The 16,823-nt window shown below is 43.1% G+C and carries 12 protein-coding genes and 1 pseudogene; 4 read left to right on the top strand and 9 right to left on the bottom strand.

Annotated features, from left to right (window positions below):
* Window positions 1–123 precede the first annotated feature (123 nt).
* Window positions 124–1,047: a FecR domain-containing protein gene (locus OSCI_RS11170; protein WP_007355051.1), complete on the bottom strand. Its 924-nt coding sequence runs from the start codon at window positions 1,045–1,047 to the stop codon at window positions 124–126.
* Window positions 1,048–1,181: 134 nt separating this feature from the next.
* Here OSCI_RS11170 and OSCI_RS11165 point away from each other — a divergent pair, with 134 nt between their 5' ends.
* Both OSCI_RS11165 and OSCI_RS11160 read left to right on the top strand, forming a co-directional pair.
* Window positions 1,182–2,357 (top strand): metallophosphoesterase family protein, encoded by a 1,176-nt coding sequence (locus tag OSCI_RS11165; protein ID WP_007355050.1) that lies wholly within the window; start codon window positions 1,182–1,184, stop codon window positions 2,355–2,357.
* A 146-nt stretch (window positions 2,358–2,503) separates the two neighbouring features.
* Window positions 2,504–5,545: an AAA family ATPase gene (locus tag OSCI_RS11160; protein WP_007355049.1), complete on the top strand. Its 3,042-nt coding sequence runs from the start codon at window positions 2,504–2,506 to the stop codon at window positions 5,543–5,545.
* Window positions 5,546–5,598: 53 nt separating this feature from the next.
* Here the strand turns inward: OSCI_RS11160 and OSCI_RS11155 are convergent, their stop codons facing one another.
* The 4 genes from OSCI_RS11155 to OSCI_RS11140 all read right to left on the bottom strand — a co-directional run bounded on the left by OSCI_RS11155 (window position 5,599) and on the right by OSCI_RS11140 (window position 11,621).
* The gene (locus OSCI_RS11155) at window positions 5,599–6,630 is read right to left on the bottom strand and encodes a hypothetical protein (RefSeq protein ID WP_007355048.1); all 1,032 of its coding nucleotides are present in this window, start codon (window positions 6,628–6,630) and stop codon (window positions 5,599–5,601) included.
* Window positions 6,631–6,704: 74 nt separating this feature from the next.
* Window positions 6,705–8,063 carry a hybrid sensor histidine kinase/response regulator gene (locus OSCI_RS11150; protein ID WP_007355047.1) on the bottom strand — a complete coding sequence of 453 codons (1,359 nt, stop codon included), beginning with the start codon at window positions 8,061–8,063 and terminating at the stop codon, window positions 6,705–6,707.
* 244 nt (window positions 8,064–8,307) lie between these two features.
* Window positions 8,308–8,685, bottom strand: coding sequence for a response regulator (locus OSCI_RS11145; RefSeq protein WP_007355046.1), 378 nt, complete (start codon window positions 8,683–8,685; stop codon window positions 8,308–8,310).
* A complete protein-coding gene (locus OSCI_RS11140) occupies window positions 8,682–11,621 on the bottom strand; it encodes an amino acid permease (RefSeq protein WP_007355045.1) in 2,940 nt (979 codons plus the stop codon). Before OSCI_RS11140 ends, OSCI_RS11145 begins: the two co-directional genes overlap by 4 nt.
* Before the next feature lie 375 nt (window positions 11,622–11,996).
* Here OSCI_RS11140 and OSCI_RS11135 point away from each other — a divergent pair, with 375 nt between their 5' ends.
* Both OSCI_RS11135 and OSCI_RS27880 read left to right on the top strand, forming a co-directional pair.
* Complete coding sequence (locus tag OSCI_RS11135; protein ID WP_007355044.1) at window positions 11,997–12,260, top strand: hypothetical protein; 264 nt, start codon at window positions 11,997–11,999, stop codon at window positions 12,258–12,260.
* A gap of 68 nt (window positions 12,261–12,328) precedes the next feature.
* Window positions 12,329–12,631, top strand: a pseudogene (locus OSCI_RS27880) (type II toxin-antitoxin system PemK/MazF family toxin); the annotation flags it as partial.
* Window positions 12,632–12,706: 75 nt separating this feature from the next.
* Here the strand turns inward: OSCI_RS27880 and OSCI_RS11125 are convergent.
* The 4 genes from OSCI_RS11125 to OSCI_RS31455 all read right to left on the bottom strand — a co-directional run.
* Window positions 12,707–13,213, bottom strand: coding sequence for a DUF4112 domain-containing protein (locus OSCI_RS11125; protein ID WP_007355042.1), 507 nt, complete (start codon window positions 13,211–13,213; stop codon window positions 12,707–12,709).
* Between the two features lie 176 nt (window positions 13,214–13,389).
* Entirely contained in the window at window positions 13,390–14,253 is an 864-nt protein-coding gene (locus OSCI_RS11120; RefSeq protein ID WP_007355041.1) for a DUF2726 domain-containing protein, read from the bottom strand.
* Window positions 14,254–14,448: 195 nt separating this feature from the next.
* A complete protein-coding gene (gene dnaK / locus OSCI_RS11115; RefSeq protein WP_007355040.1) occupies window positions 14,449–16,368 on the bottom strand; it encodes a molecular chaperone DnaK in 1,920 nt (639 codons plus the stop codon).
* Between the two features lie 239 nt (window positions 16,369–16,607).
* A partial coding sequence (locus OSCI_RS31455; RefSeq protein WP_234708740.1) for a hypothetical protein occupies window positions 16,608–16,823 on the bottom strand: 216 nt, incomplete at its 5' end.

Raw genomic sequence — 16,823 nt, 5'->3', positions numbered from 1 at the left:
ATAAAGGATTCGATCGCAGGGTGGGGGCGGGTTTTTTAGTCTTTGGGTATCCTTCAAAACTATTGGCGAACCCGCCCCTACAGGTTTTTGACAATAGTGTAAAATATTAGTATTACATCAGTATTACCAAAGACCTCTCACAGGCGCTTGTCCATTCCCGCAAACATTAGGTATGCCATTGGGAAAATCGAAACTCCCTTCAGATTGACTGTTCACCGCTGCGATCGTTTCTTGGCGAACCTCTCTGAACACCGGCTGAACATCAGTAGGTGATTCATTCACAACGTTTTCCTGATTCGGGCCTAAACCTGCACCCATAGGATTATTTTGGTAAAACGATCGCAAGTTAAAAGTTTGAACTGATTGGATTGTACCATCAACGACTCTCACTAATTGCCCGGCCCGCAAAGAAACGCGATCGCCTCTTCCATTCACCACCCGCGTAGGTTCAACCTCGGCATTATTATTTGTGAGAATGGCAAACAAAGCAACTTTTCGATCCGAACACTGCTGAATATACATCCCCGTACCCCTTGCTATCACTGATGCCTGGGGCGTTTTCACAGTCCCGCCGCCTTTTCCGGGACGAATCATACTCACAATTGTACCGTTATTGAGCTGGTATTCCCGCAAGCCTTCAGGGAACACAAAACTCGTAGATTCTCCCAATCTCACGATTGTATCTTGCTGTTTGAACAAGATTTCAGCTTTGGCAGTAGTATCGGTTGTGAGAATATCGCGAGGGATTAAGTCGGTTCTGGGGTTCGTCTTCGCACGAACCGCCGATGATTGGCGGGTGCGCGTCGCGCCGCCGTTCATCAGTTTGTATACTTCCCCTTGTTTAACTTGTCCTTGCTGGGCAATTATCTGACTTTGAGAAGTTGCGATCGCACTCCCCTCTGTTTCCATTCCGCTAGGAGAAAGTTGATTTGGCCCAATAGCCGAAGCTGCTTCAATGGCAGTTAAATGCTGGGAAAAACCAGCCCAAACCGCAGACGCAGCAAGTAAAAAAAACGAAAAACGTAAAAGCATTGGCTTGGTATCCATAGTTACTCCTCACACAGAATTGCTAAGATTATTGAGCACCCCTTGTGATTATCATGCCTTAATCTTGGCTTTCCGGTAATAGGCGGTACAAAAAAATCAATAAGTATTAAAATAAGTAAAAAGCTCTTCATGCTATGCGACTAATTCATACCGCCGACTGGCATCTCGGACGACGTTTTAGAGGTATTGACCGCACCCCGGAAATTGCCTCTGCTTTAGATCAACTGCTCAAACAAGCAATAACCTTAGAAGTGGATGCCGTTCTGATCGCTGGCGATATTTTCGACGTTCCCAATCCGCCAGCTTATGCTGAACGCATTGCTTATAAATTTTTCTGCGGATTGCAAGAAGCTGGTATTCCCGCGATCGCGATCGCAGGCAATCATGACTCCGCCTCGCGCACCGATAGTATCGCTCAATTGCTTGCCCATGTTGGCGTTCGTGCTTTGGGAAAACCCCGCCGCGCGGCAGATGGTGGCACAATTATTCTGAATACAAATAGCGGTAAACTCTGTGTGGGAGCCATGCCTTTTGCATCAGAACAAAGGCTTTTAGATGCTGATGCTTTCTGGCACAAAGATGATGTCGATCGCCGCTCTAGTTACCGAGAACTTGTTGCCGATCTCCTAGAAGATTTAACCAGCAATTTTCGGGATAATACTGTTAATATCCTCATGGGACATCTTAGCATTGATGGGGCTAGATTAGCTAAATCAGAAGCACCCTATTATACGCGAGATAAATATCTGCTTTCACCGCAAACTTTACCGCCAGAAGCTCAATATATTGCCCTGGGACACATCCACATTCACCAACGCATAGCTAAAAATTCTCCTGCTTATTATTCAGGTTCTTTGATTCAGTTAGACTTTGGAGAAGCCGAGCAAGAAAAGGGATTTGTTTTGATTGAATTAGAGCCGGGAAGTGCCGCCAAAGTAGAATTTAAACCCTTAATTTGCCAGAGACCATTAAAAGTGCTTAAATGTAATAGTGAAAACTTAGATAAAACTTTAGAAGCAAATCAATATCACCCCGGATTTTTGAAGGTAATTGTACAAATGCAGAGTCCTGAACTGGGACTAGCTGATAGAGTGCGCCAAATTTGTTCGCAAGCGCTGCTAGTGGAACCGCGGTATCCAGAATTACAGCAAGAAAGCCTGGCGGAAGTAACTAATATAGACCCAAATAAATTCGATCCGCTAGAAGAGTTTTGCAACTATTATCAGAACAAATTGGGAACAACACCAAAGCCAGCAGTCTTGGAGGAATTTGAAAAATTGTATAATCAACTGTTAACTGTTAACTGTTAACTGTTAACTGTTAACTGTAACAAACGTAAGGTGGGCGCTCGCCGACAAGCATCTTAGGTTATGACAAATACTTTTTGCGGCGAGCGCCCACCCTACTATCAATTACCAATTACCAATTACCAATTACCAATTACCAATTACCAATTATGCGACCAATTGAACTTTATTTAGAAGGATTTACTAGCTTTCGCCGCGAACAGCGTTTAGATTTTTCTGAACTCGATTTATTTGCCATTACGGGTGCAACAGGTGCGGGAAAATCTTCCCTGCTTGATGCCATGACTTACGCTCTTTTCGGTACTACAATTCGCAGTGGAAAACAAATAGGCGATCTAGTAAGTCAAGGGAGCGAAACTTTAAAAGTTAAGTTGCACTTTTCAGTAGGTAATGCACAGTATCGGGTGACGCGGAGGTGGCGATACCGCCCGAAAACTCCTGAAAATAAGGTACTGTTAGAAGCTTTTCAAAATGGTGAATGGGAGACTATAGAAACTAGCATTGATGCTGCTAAAAAAACTATTGAACAGGTTTTAGGGATGGATTTTGACACTTTCACGCGGGTGATAGTGTTGCCACAAGGTAAGTTTGATGAATTTCTTAAAGGCGACACGGCAAAACGCCGGGAAATTCTGCGCCAGCTAGCTGGATTTGAGATTTTTGAGCAGATGCGGAAGCGGGCAAATGAACTAGCTAAGTTACTTAAAGATGAACGAGAAATGGTGGAACGCCAACTGGCTGAATTAAATGCACCAGCGGCGGAAGAAGTACAAGAAAAGCGATTACATCTGATTAGTTTGGAGCAAGAATTACCGACTCTTAATCAAGCGGTTATGACTGCTCAGAAGATGTTAGACGAAGAAGAAATTTTATTTAATCAAATCATTCGCCTCAGAGATTTACACGCAGAATTAACTACTTTGAATGCTAAATCATCTGATATCGAAACTTTTGTACAACGGTTAGAAAGAGCGCAAATTGCTAATCATTTACAGGGAGACTGGGTTTTAGTTAAAGAAGCGCGAAACCAATGCGTAACCGCCCAAAATGCTGCACAGTTAGCCCAAAAGCGATTAATTGAAGCGCGATCGCAGTTGGCGGTACAGCAGCAGCAACTTGACGCAGCGAGAGCGAAGCAGGAAGCGATCGCGCCTCAACTCAAAGCTCGTGAAGATGCTCTCGCTGCTGGTAAAATATATGAAGAGCAGCGATCTCAACTGGAAAGAGAAGTCGCGATCGCCCAAAATACTCAACAGGAAAAATTTCGCTCTTTAAAGGCACTAGAGAAAGACTTGCAAGCTGCTAATAGCAAAATTCAGGGTGCTGGTTTTCAAGTCGCACAAGCAACAGCGTTGCTTTCACAGCTTTCCCCTGGAGGCAAACGTTTAGAGCTATTGAATCAAATTTCACCCTTATTGATGGAATTTCAGCTAATAGAAAAACAGGCGAAAACTGAGCAAAAGCAGTTAGCAAAAGCCGAGCAAGATTGGCAAATAGCCCAACAAAATTATGTGGAAACTACCTTACAGTTGGAAGTAGCGGAAGTATCCCTGAAAAAATGCCAATTCGACTTAGAAACGGCAGAAGCAGTTAATGTTGAATCGGCGCGTTTAGATCGTGTTGCTGCGGTGCGAATGTCGCTCAATGCTGGCGATATTTGCCCCGTATGCGGGGGCGTGCATCCAGAGAGCGATCGCCTCCCACCATTGCCGGAATCTAATATTATAGATGTAGCCCCTTTGCGATCGCGCTTTGCTACTGCTCAACAAGTATTTCAACAAGCTCAAATTACCACAACCGAAGCAAAAACAGCACTTTCTGGACATCAGCAGAAACAATTAGAACTTGCTCAGACGTTAAAATTAACACAGAATAAACTTGTTGAATTGCAGCAACAAGTTTATCGAGTTTTAGAAACTTCTCAATGGCAAGCGGAGGAATTAGAGCGAGAATTAGCAATACTTAAAGAGAGCGATCGCAAGTACCGGGAAGTCGAGCAACACTGGCAACAGGTATCAATTGAATTTGATAAAGCTCAACAAGCGTTCCAGTTTGCAGAAGCTACTTATTTAGGGAAACAAGCAGAAAATAAAGACGCGATCGCAGAAGTTAATCGCCGCCAAGAGCAGTTAAAAGAGGTGGCAACTAAACTCTATGAAATCACCGAAAATCAACCTTATTCTACTTTAGCAAAAGCTTTAGAAAAAGACAAGCAAAACTTAAATGAACTGCTGAAAGCTGCCGATAATTCTTATCAAACTGCCAATAACAATGTCATTCAAGCAGTAGAAAGATACCAACAAGCCACAGATGTTAATGAGCAAGCACTAGCTAAAAATGAACAGCTAAATATTGCCTGGGAGTCTAAACTCAAAACCTCTAATTTCACAGAGGAGACATTTATAGCAGCGGGTGCTGACGCTAAACAACAATCCGCATGGGAAACAGCTATTCGCAAACACCGCGACGCAAAAATTCAGCTAGAAACGCGGCTCAAAGATTTAAGCGATATTATCGGTGCAAAAACCACCGATGAAATAACATTGACACAACTACGAACTGCCAAAATTACTGCTGAACAAAAGTTTAAACAAGCTAACGATAGCCGTGCAGAATTATTAGCCTGGATTCAGGTAGCAGAACAGAATTTAGAGCAATCGGAAAGGATGTCAACCCAAATTACAACTTTAACAGAACACGAACAAACTTATCATACCTTAGCTCAGAATCTCAAAACTAATGAATTTCAAGCTTATATTTTAGAACATTTGGAAGCAGAATTAGTTGCCAGCGCTACATTAATTTTGCAAGAACTAACAGAAACTCGCTATGCTCTTAAAATTCAAGATGGCGAGTATTGGGTTGAAGATAACTGGAATGGCGGCGAACTTAGGCGCGTGCGAACTCTTTCCGGTGGTGAAACTTTTGCTACTTCTTTATCGATGGCTTTAGCTTTGTCAGAAAAGCTATCCCAAGGCGCTCAATTAGGTAGCTTATTCCTAGATGAAGGGTTTGGTACTTTGGATGCAGAAACCTTGGAAAGCGTTACTCAAATTTTGGAATCTTTGCGCCAGCAAGATCGTTTAATTGGAGTTATTACCCACGTTCGAGGATTGGGAGAGCGATTGCCTACACAAATTAAGGTTTATAAATCTCCCCAAGGTTCTAAAATAGAAATTGAAAAAGTTTAAAGCGGTTGCTATAGATGGATTTATTGATTCATCATGGCAACTTTAATTTACGATTAAGAATCCGATAAGATTTGCAACCTAATTGTCCGCTCGCCATCTCCCAAACCTACCTCGATCACTTCCCCTGAAATACTATCTAGGCAACTTAAAAGCAAGCGTAAATTAGGGGTACTCGCGCCAGTATCAACATATAACCGATCTGCTAAACCGCTTAAACGTTTCCAAACTGTGTAAAGTTTAGCCACAGTTTGCTCCAATTGAGCCGCCTGTTTCACCACATCAGCCGCCGTATTTAAACATCCTATTCGCAAAGCTTCTTCTAAAGCCATTTCCATATCTAAATGGGACTGATTTAAAGCTTGCACTTGGGCCGCTGCATCCAAATATTTAGATAAACTTCGCGCATCTGAAGTTAGCTGTTTAACAGTATCAACATCGGGATTTTCTGCGGCTTCTTTTTGAATTTCCACTTGATGAGATGGCGGCAATTTTTCCATTTCTCGAACTAAAGGCGCGAGAAAGCGGGGCGGAAGAGAACCCGTAGAGGCTTTTTCTTTGACTTCATCTGGTAACAATTCTGAGTTCATTGCTGTCCATTCATCGGTCAATTGGCGCACTTCGCGGCGGGTGATGCGATCGCCATTCGAGGCCGCATCCGTGACCATCTGCTGCACTTCTGGGGAGGCCTTGGCTGTTTCGATAAATGCCCGTTTACTGAAGTTTCTAATCGCATCTGTATTTAAATGTCCCTGTTCGATCAGGGTATCAGCACTGTTGGCTAATTCGATCAGGGAATAAGCTTGACTTTTACTGATTTCGCGTTCTTTTAGCCAGTTTAAAAAGCCAGTACCGCGTCCTTCGCCGCCTTTTTTCTCGCGATCGCGCACCACTCGCAGAATGTGCCCCCGCCAGATATCAGTTTGCAGATCGAAGCGATCGCACACTTTCCAAGCATTGTCAAGCTGCTCTTGAAAATCAAACTCTGGAAGCTCTGAGTCTTCGGGATCTGGCAGTTGGAAGTTGAGGTCGGTGAGGCCATTGAGGGCTTCAGCTAGGTCGTTCGGTGTTTGAGGGACTTCAGGCATTACAGAGAAATTGGGGAATGCGATCGCGATATAGATTTTACCAGACTTTCCCCTGATTTTTTAATTAATTCTCCTTAACTTGCCTTCATCTGTACCCGATCGCTTTGCCTAACAGGAATCTCAATCACAAATTCTGCACCCCGATCTGGCTGCGAAAAACACATCAACTCTCCCCCATGCTTATCCACTACAATCTGATAGCTAATAGATAAACCCAATCCCGTACCTTCACCCACAGGTTTAGTTGTGAAAAAAGGGCTAAATAGCCGATTTCTTACATCGTTCGTCATCCCCGGCCCATTATCTTTAATACAGATTCTCACCCAATCACGATTCAGCATACAAGTACAAATCGTAATCGTACTAGGCTGATTTTTAATTTCCTCCGGGCTGCGTTCTTTATCATAGTAATTCAAGGCATCAATTGCATTGCTCAGTAAATTCATAAATACCTGATTCAACTGACCGGCATAACATTCTATTTTAGGCAAATCCCCGTATTTTTGAATGACTTGGATAGAGGGACAATCTGGTTTAACCTTGATCCTACTCTGCAAAATCATGAGAGCGCTATCAATTCCCTCATGAATATTAACTGGTTTGATCTCAGCTTCGTCAAGGCGGGAAAAGTTCCGCAACGTCAGTACAATCTTACGGATACGTTCTGCCCCCACCATCATCGAAGACAGCATTTTAGGGAGATCCTCTCTGATAAATTCTAGCTCTATTTCCTCAATTAAAGCTTCGATTTTACGGTAATTATTGGCCTCAATCTGGTAAAGGTTGATTAAATCTAATAGCTGTTGAGTATACTGATTGACATAAGTTAAATTGCCATAGATAAAGTTAACAGGATTATTAATTTCGTGGGCAACACCCGCAACTAATTGTCCTAAACTAGACATTTTCTCAGTCTGAATAAGCTGAGCTTGAGTGCGCTGTAAATTTTGCAGTGCCAATTCTAATTCGATGGCTTTTTGTCGCTCTCGTGCTTCTGATTGCCGTAATTTTTCCTCTCTTTCTTGGCGAGAGCGCTCATTTTCCTTTAACTGTTGTACATGGGACAATGTTTTGTTAATTGTAATTTCTAAATCCTGAAAATTTATCGGCTTAGTCAAAAAATCAAAGGCCCCAGCGTTCATCGCCTTTCTAATATTTCCCAAGTCTCCATAAGCCGATATAACTATTGTTTTGACTAGGGAAGCTATCTCATTCAGCTTCCCTAACAACGCGATCCCATCCATAACTGGCATATTAATGTCAGTCAAGACAATATCTATATCGGGTTCTTCTTGTAACTTAGCGAGGGCTTCTACGCCATTATATGCAAAAAAAACTTGATATTCTTCGGCACGAATTTTTTTTCTAAATCTCTGGGAAATTAGAGATTCTAAATCTGGCTCATCATCTACAAATAATATTTTTGCTGGCATATTAGGCTCTTAAGAAGGGGCTAGGGGCTAGGGACTAGGGACTAGGGAAAGAGGAAGAGAGGAAGAGAGGGGGAGCGGGGGGGCGGGGGGGCGGGGGGAGATGGGAAGATGAGGAAGATGGTAATTAGCCTGTCTTCCATTAGCTAGCAATTAGCAATTAGCAATTAGCGATTAGCCATTACCAATTACCAATTACCAATTACCAATTACCAATTACCCATTACCCATTACCAATTACCAATCATTAATTTATGCTAAGATTAACTATTTTATTTTTGAGCGCGTCAAAATTAACAGGCTTAGTGATATAGTCATCAGCTCCATAAGCTATTGCAGTTTGGTAATTTTTCTCATCTTCATAAGCAGTAATCATAAAAACTTTTAGATCGGTAAACTTTTCTTTAATGATTCTGAGCAATTCTAGCCCATTCATTCCTGGCATATTAATATCCGACAAAATCAAGACAATAGAAGCTTCTTCGTGGTTTTCTAAGTAGTCTAATGCAGCCTCTGCTGACAAGGCAAAACTAAAATTAATTTGCCCTGCTTTGATTTCTTTTCTAAACTTTTGCTTGAATAAAGACTGAATATCTTCTTCGTCGTCTACAACCATTACTTTCATTTTCTTAACTCCTTAACCCTCGCTATGTTTTTTGGCAATGTGATTATAAACTCTGTGTAATTACCTATTTCTGTTTCGACTTTTAGTTCTCCGCGATGTTGCTGGACGACAACATCGTTACTGATAGACAGACCTAGACCAGTACCTTCCCCCGCTGGTTTTGTAGTAAAAAAGGGATTGAAAATTTTATCGAGTACCTCTGGTTTTATACCTGGGCCATTATCGAAAATACGGATTTCAATCCGGCCGTCCAAATTTCTAGTTTTCACCTTAAGTAGAGGTGAAAACCCTTCCGGCATTTCTTGTTTCTCTTTATGAAGTGCATAGCAAGCATTACTGATAATGTTAAGAAAAACCCTACCTATGTCTTGTGGTACGACCTCTACCTCCCCAATTTCATTGTCATATTCGGTTTCTATCGTAATGTTAAAAGCATCTTCCTTAGCTCGCATTCCGTGATAGGCTAGATTGATATATTCTGCCAATAAACTATTAATATCTGTGGCTTCCCAATGGCCGCTTTGTCCTCTTGAATGCAAAAGCATATTGCCAACAATTTTGTCGGCTCTTTGACCGTGTTGATTAATTTTTTTAAGATTTGCTTGCAGATCGGTTAATAGCTCAGAAATATATTCCCTTGTATCCGGTTCTAAGCGTTCTCCTTGATTTTCCAGTTCTGCAAATAGTTCTTCGGTTAATTCAGTAGAAACTTCTGAGAAATTGTTGACAAAGTTTAAAGGGTTTCTGATTTCGTGGGCAATTCCTGCGGTTAAACTGCCCAGAGAAGCCAGTTTTTCTTGAACAACAATCTGATTTTGCATAGCTCTGAGATTTTCTTCGATTCGCAGGCGCTCTTCAATTTCAGTCTGTAATTGCTCTACAGTATGAGTGAGTTCAGATGTCCGCTCTTCGACTTTGATCTCTAGTTCCTCATTAGCTTTTTGCAGGGATTCCTCGGCTTGTTTGCGATCGCTGATATCGCGCACGATCGCCACATATTCTTGCAGATCCTGATTGGAAAGGGAAGCATCTTGGGAAAATCGGTCGGAGATCGCAACTTCCAGAATGCGGGAACTACCATCGGACAACTTGAAAGTTTGTTCGCTACGGCTGAGCCACTGCTCCGGCTGAGCCCCTAATCCGGGTAAAAATTTCTTTAGGTGAGACCCAATTAGCCCAGTAGCATCTATTCCGAAAATGCTTTCAGCAGCGGGATTAGTCTGACAAATTACACCATTTTCATCCAGCACGACAATAGCATCTAGGGCAATGGTAAATAGCTGTTCTGCTCCCTCTCGTGCTTCATCCATTGAGACGACTTGGGGTAAACTCGTCCAGCAGGCGATCGCCACCGCCACAAAAGCAACTGTCACGAGTAGCACTACCAATAAATTCAAGCCAACAGTAGAGTTAGCATATAATTTGAAGCCAAAAATCCAGCCGATCGCAACGGCGCTAACGATCAGTAAGATTAAAACTACAACCTGAGACGCTACAAAATCTGGGATTTTGCGCTGGCTGCTGTTGCGGTAACGCCGAATCCACCAGGAGGGATGGAAAGGTGCAAAAGCAATACGACTCATCCCTGCCTCTACTGCTAAAACGGCAAGGGGAAAAAACAACCCAATGATAAAGTCTTGCCAACCCCAAGCCAAGCCTCCCACGACTAGAACCACCGCATCTACTACGAAAAAAGCAAGAGACCACCAAGGCCAGCGAATTTCGGGTCGATCCCGCCGCAGCCACAGTGAGAGATGGAACATCATCAGGCAGACAACTAAGCCAACATTAGTAATCGCCACCAGCCGAGGCACATTTCCCCAAGCTAGACAGATTAAACTGAGAACCAAAACAAAGACCAGCCCAAATCCAAATACGCCCCGTCGGGATACAACTGCGAATGTGGGCGAAATATGTCCATCTACGGCAAGTTGGTACAACATACGGGGGCAGTTGGAAACAATTGTCGCGCAACTTAGAAGACAGCTAGCCACTACTAGAAAGGTGACAAGGGTGGGAACCCAAGGCCCCCATAATACCTGACAGGCAGCTAATACATTTAAGAATACGTCATCTTTCAGGCCAGGAGCGGTGGCCAAGCGCATCAGTACCCAGGAACCTCCCAAAATTACAGGTAGCATCGCCACTGCGGAAATTTTGAGAAATTGCAAGGTTTTAGTCGGGTTGCGGCTATCAGCTACGAAACTGGCAGTGGAGTCACAGCAGTAGAAAATGTACGTACCAAAGTAAAACCACTTAGCCCAGTCAATAAAGGTGAATGCTGGCCAAGTCGCGGGGAAAAATCCGGGACTGTTTGGAGAAAAAGCTAACCAGAATAGACCATGAATGGAAAAAACGGATAATACGCCCACCGTTGGCAACACAAAAAAGGCGTGCAGAATACTTAAGGCGCGGGTGCCGCTGAATGTCAGAATGAAGGTTATAAGTGTGAAGGTGATATTTAATAAAGTTTCAGGACAGCTAAAACCTAAACTATTGAGGTTGACTTTGATTAGTTGGGTTAGTACGATCGCAGAAATTGGCAGTGTTGCTACCCAGCTTAAAAGGTAGCCGATCGCTGCATAGCTTCCCAGACCTGGATAATTTTTTAGCAGTCTGGCGGTATAGTTGGGTGTTCCCCCAGCCATATCTGGGAAATACTCGCCGATGCGTTTTACCTGTAGATTGAGCATCATGCCCATAAGAATACCGGGCAACCAGATAAAGATGGCGCTAGGCCCCATGCTTGCTTGGATGACTGTGGCGATCGTAAACCAATTGGCATGACCCGTAAGACCAAAGCCGGATGTTTCGATGGCACTCAGGCTTCGGGGGAGGCGCATGAGCGATCGCCTGTTAAGATTTTCTCTTGAGGAAGGCTGAGTTATTTGTGACTGGTAGCCGTTTTCTGTCTGGTGTCGGATGTCTGTCGCCATCAGTTTTACCTGTTATTTTTTGGATGTTGCAGTTGCTACCCAGATATTCAGTTTTATAGTTATAGAGTTAAATTTTCTGTTAAGTATTTTTGCTAGTTTCTTGCGATCGGCAGAGCCCTGATTGCTATTATCCTAACCCAAGTTTTTAGCTATTTCTGAAAAATAATCGCCATAGGTTCCCTTGAATGATGATGTGTTTTTTCTGGGACTTGCTCTCACCCGATTAAGTCGTTCGGTTTTGGGGACTTGGGATATTACAAAGAAATTGGAGGAATGGGCGAGATTATTGCACGCTTAAATATTTTTGTCAGCAAATTGCTTTAAATTAGGAGATATTGATTTAAAATGAGTTTATGTTTCCACAGAGTTAGCAAAATGCTGAACATTACTAAGAGTTATGTGGTTGACGAAAATCAGCAACCTATTGCTGTCCAAATTCCCATTGCCGAATTTGAGCGCCTTGAAAAAATCTTGAGAATCCTCAATTGGAAAGAAATTGAAGCCGATTATGATTGGATTAACAGCGACTTGGGGCGCTTGGGAAAATATGAACCCTACGAATGGGAACCGGGAGAATTAGGGTCAGGTAAGCCTGTAAAATATATTGAAGGAGTCGGATTAGTAATACTTGACGAATGACAATTACTTCATTATATTTTGGGGACATTGTAACCGCATAATTCCCCGAACAAAACCCTAGAGGCCGCGAACAGGAAGGTTATCGACCTGCTATTATTGTAGGTTTACCAGCTACTTTAGGAGTACCTCGTTTTGAGGTGGTAATCGTAGTACCGATGACAACAGATAGAGGGCAAAGATGGGCGAATGTTTCCCCTGATTTGTATCCACGATTTCCAGCAGGTACAGGGGGATTGCGTCAGGCTTCTATTGCTTTGTTGGATCGAATTCGGATGTTAGATATAACACGAATTTCTGAGTATTGGGGTCGTCTGACACCTGAACAATACGAACCAATTTTGAACGGCATTCACAGGATGATTGGATATTGATTATTAAGGTTTATGGTGAAATGAGATCGTTTTTTAGTCGTTCGCACTTCTATTTAAACATTCCCATCACCTAAATCATCCACCGAATAAAGCACTTGCTAACCAGCCAATTATCGCCACACTCAAGGAAATTATTAATAACATTACTAACAACAATCCCCCCAATAATGCACCCACAAACCACCAGTTAACGGCTGTCCCAGTCTGAGGTGAACCTAAATGCTCCTCTAGCAATTCTAAGTTTTTGATATTAGATTTCCAGGCTACATCAAATAAATCTCCTACTACTGGAACAGTACCCGCAAAGGTATCTACAATAACATTAGAAACCATTTGCACCAGTTTTTCCTGCGATAGTCCCATTTGAGCGGCTGTCACTATCATATAAGCTGAGAAAACCATTGCTACAAAATCGCCGCCTCCGGGTACAATTCCTAAGATGGGATCGATTCCAATCCGATATCTTGTACCAGGGATACCAATTGCATTGTCAAGTAAATGGCTAATTTGCCGAATCCGCCGCAAATTAGCAAGGTGGGATGGGTGAGGAGGGTTAATAGGTGAAGGTTTTCTGGGAGTCATAATTAATTTTGGATTTTGGATTTTTTAGCGTTGAATTTATAAAGGGTTTGACAAACAATTTAGGAACCTAAACCTTAAACTTACACACCGCACATAACCTCTAACGTTTACAAATAGAACCTATCAGCGGTCGCGTGCATTGGGGTTGTTAGCTTATTGGTCTCTACTAATCTAAACTAACTAGAGCCTAATATTTCACAACTAGAAGTTTGGCACAATTTGTACGACTGACGGTAAAAATCTAGTTCTTGCTCCAAAGCCGAACGTGGAGGAGCCTCCAATTTGCCTGAAAGAAGTATTTTTAATTCCTCATAGAGCTCACATACCGCAATCATAACAAGTAAATCACTGGTGATAACACCACAAAATCTTTGATTACGCATATCTATTTTCACATATATAGCGGTATCGGGTTTAATCAAGAGCCAAGTAAGACAATGATAGTTATTATCTGAATCTATACCTACCCAATCAGACGGGGCAGGTTGTGCCACCCTCCCTTCCTCAAAAAGCTTCTGAATAATAACTTGTTGTTCAAGAGAAAGCCAATATGGAAATTGCTGTTTACCATCATCAAAAATGAAAGCAGGATCGAAAATCTCATCAAATGGTAGATCGCCACGCTCCTGTGATTCGTAAAAGTGTTTTTTAATAAACCAAACTTCAACAAAGTATGTTAGTAAATCCAACCCTCTATATTTAGGGTCAAGATATTTGGATGTGATCCGTAGTAAGGTTTTTTTAAAGTAGTCAAACAGAGCATTTTTCTGATTGTCTCTCCTGATTTGCTCTGGTTTATTATGACTAGAACCGTCAAACTCAACACAAAATTCTACTTCGTACTTTGAATTAGTAACTAGAAAGTCTGTATGAGATTGCAGTGCAAATCGAAAATCATTGTCTGACAAACCACTTTTATTTACAGGTAATATGTCTGCTAGACGCACTTTGGAGAAAACATGAGCGTTGTAAGGCTCGCAGACAGCCCGCAGTTTCTCATAGGTGATTTCTTCGTAGCGATCAAGGAAACAGTTACTCATTTTTTCTTAAAGCAAGACCTACATTTTACAGCAACTTAATCTCAAACTCTGACAGAAACGGTGCGATCGCTCACTTCAACAACGCTGTCTTTGCGCTAAAGTGCAACAACATACCTAAAAATTAACCCCCTGAAAATTCAGGGGGAAAGAAGCGATCGCACAGGCAATAGGAGTGAATTTCCTATCGCCTATCAATTACTGCTTCGCTTCAGTAAAGTCAGCGTCAATCACATCATCAGGGGCGGAACCGCCACCAGTTGCGCCACCACCAGGAGCACCAGGGCCACCAGGGCCGCCAGGGCCGCCATCACCACCTGCTTGCTGATAAAGGTTGCTGCTAACAGCATAGAAAGCTTGTTGCAGTTCCGTCGTCAGCGTCTTGATGCGATCGTCATCTTCCTTCGCGATCGCATCTCGCAAGTCCTTAATCAACCCTTCAATCTTAGTCTTATCAGCAGCAGGAACCTTATCACCAAGTTCAGCTAACTGCTTCTCGATTTGATAGGCTAAAGAATCAGCTTGATTCTTGCGATCGATCCGTTCGCGACGTTCCTTATCAGCAGTAGCATTCGCCTCCGCTTCCTTCACCATCCGCTCAACTTCATTGCCTGGTAAAGTAGAAGCACCAGTAATGCTAATAGACTGTTCCTTACCAGTACCTTTATCCTTAGCAGCCACATTCAAAATACCGTTAGCATCGATATCGAATGTCACCTCAATTTGAGGTACGCCACGAGGTGCAGGAGGAATGCCATCTAAGCGGAAAGTTCCCAGACTCTTGTTGTCGTTAGACATTTCCCGTTCGCCTTGCAGAACGTGAATTTCCACGTTAGTTTGGCCATCTACAGCAGTCGAGAAAGTTTCCGACTTCTTAGTAGGAATGGTGGTATTACGGGGAATAATCTTCGTCATCACACCGCCCAAAGTTTCCACACCCAGAGACAGCGGGGTAACGTCAAGCAACAAGATATCTTTGACTTCACCGGAAAGCACACCTGCTTGAATAGCAGCACCAACAGCCACCACTTCATCCGGGTTAACAGTTTGGTTAGGTTCCTTACCCAAAATCCGGCGCACCAGTTCTTGAACTGCGGGGATACGAGTAGAACCACCAACTAGAACAACTTCATCGATCGCAGCCTTATCTAACTTAGCGTCGCGGAGAGCATTTTCAACTGGGACGCGACTGCGGTCAATTAAATCTGCACAAAGTTCTTCAAATTTGCCCCGCGTCAAAGTCATGTCCAAATGTTTTGGGCCATCTTGAGTCGCGGTAATAAATGGCAGGTTAATTTCAGCTTGAGTAACGCTAGAAAGCTCAATTTTCGCTTTCTCTGCCGCTTCAGTTAACCGTTGCAAAGCTTGTTTGTCTTTGCGGAGGTCAATACCTTCAGCTCTTTGGAATTCTGCGGCGATATAATCGACAATTTTCTTATCGAAGTCATCACCACCTAAGTGAGTATCCCCAGAAGTTGCTAATACTTCAAATACGCCATCGCCAACTTCTAGCACTGATACGTCAAACGTACCGCCGCCTAAGTCAAATACAAGGATAGTTTCATTGCTCTTTTTATCTAAACCGTAAGCAAGAGCGGCGGCTGTCGGTTCGTTGATAATCCGCAGCACTTCAATCCCAGCAATGCGGCCAGCATCTTTGGTAGCTTGACGCTGAGAGTCATTGAAGTAAGCAGGGACAGTAATTACAGCTTGGGTGACAGTTTCGCCCAGGTATTTGCTAGCATCTTCTACGAGTTTGCGAAGCACTTGAGCAGAAATTTCTTCTGGGGAAAGTTGCTTACCGCGTGCGGGAATGTCCAGCTTCAGGCTATTACCGACATTGAGGACTTTGTAGGAAACTTCAGTAGTTTCGTGGGCTACTTCGTCCACCCGACGACCAATAAACCGCTTGACAGAGTAAAAAGTGTTTTCGGGGTTCATCACCGCTTGACGCTTGGCGATTTGTCCCACTAGCTGATCGCCATTTTTGGCGTATGCGACTACAGAAGGAGTTGTGCGACCCCCCTCGGCGTTGGCAATGACGGTGGGTTTACCGCCTTCCATAACTGCGACGCAGGAGTTAGTCGTACCTAAGTCAATTCCAACTACTTTTCCCATAGGGGTGTTCCGGCTCCAATCACTACAAAAATTTTGGCTATCTATCTACCCGATTTGCGGGTGGTTTGGGACTGCAACTTTCACCCCGTAGGGTGTATCGGCAGTTAATCCAGCTTTAATACAGTCTTAGATAGGTGACATATCTATATACTGTGGGCGTTTCGAGCTTTGATGAAGGTGTGTTTACCGAACCTGGACAGGGACGGTTAGACTACTTACTGATTGCTTTCGCCACAGCTTTAGACTGCTGAATGTTTACTCTTACTAATGTAAGGGGAGCGATCGCTTTGGACATGGAGGCAAACCGTATCTGTCTGGTTGTATTTGCCGTCGTAGGTGAGGAAGAAGGAAGAAGGAAGAAGGAAGAAGGAAGAAGGAAGAGGGAAGAAGGAAGAAGGCATTAGTGTCAAATTAAGCTCAAACCCGCCAGGGGTTAAACCCCTGTCTAATAACTT

The organism is Kamptonema sp. PCC 6506 (genome assembly GCF_000180455.1).
Lineage (GTDB): Bacteria > Cyanobacteriota > Cyanobacteriia > Cyanobacteriales > Microcoleaceae > Kamptonema > Kamptonema formosum.
Note: the sequence above shows the minus strand (reverse complement) of the source record. Positions and strands in the feature narration are given on the sequence as shown.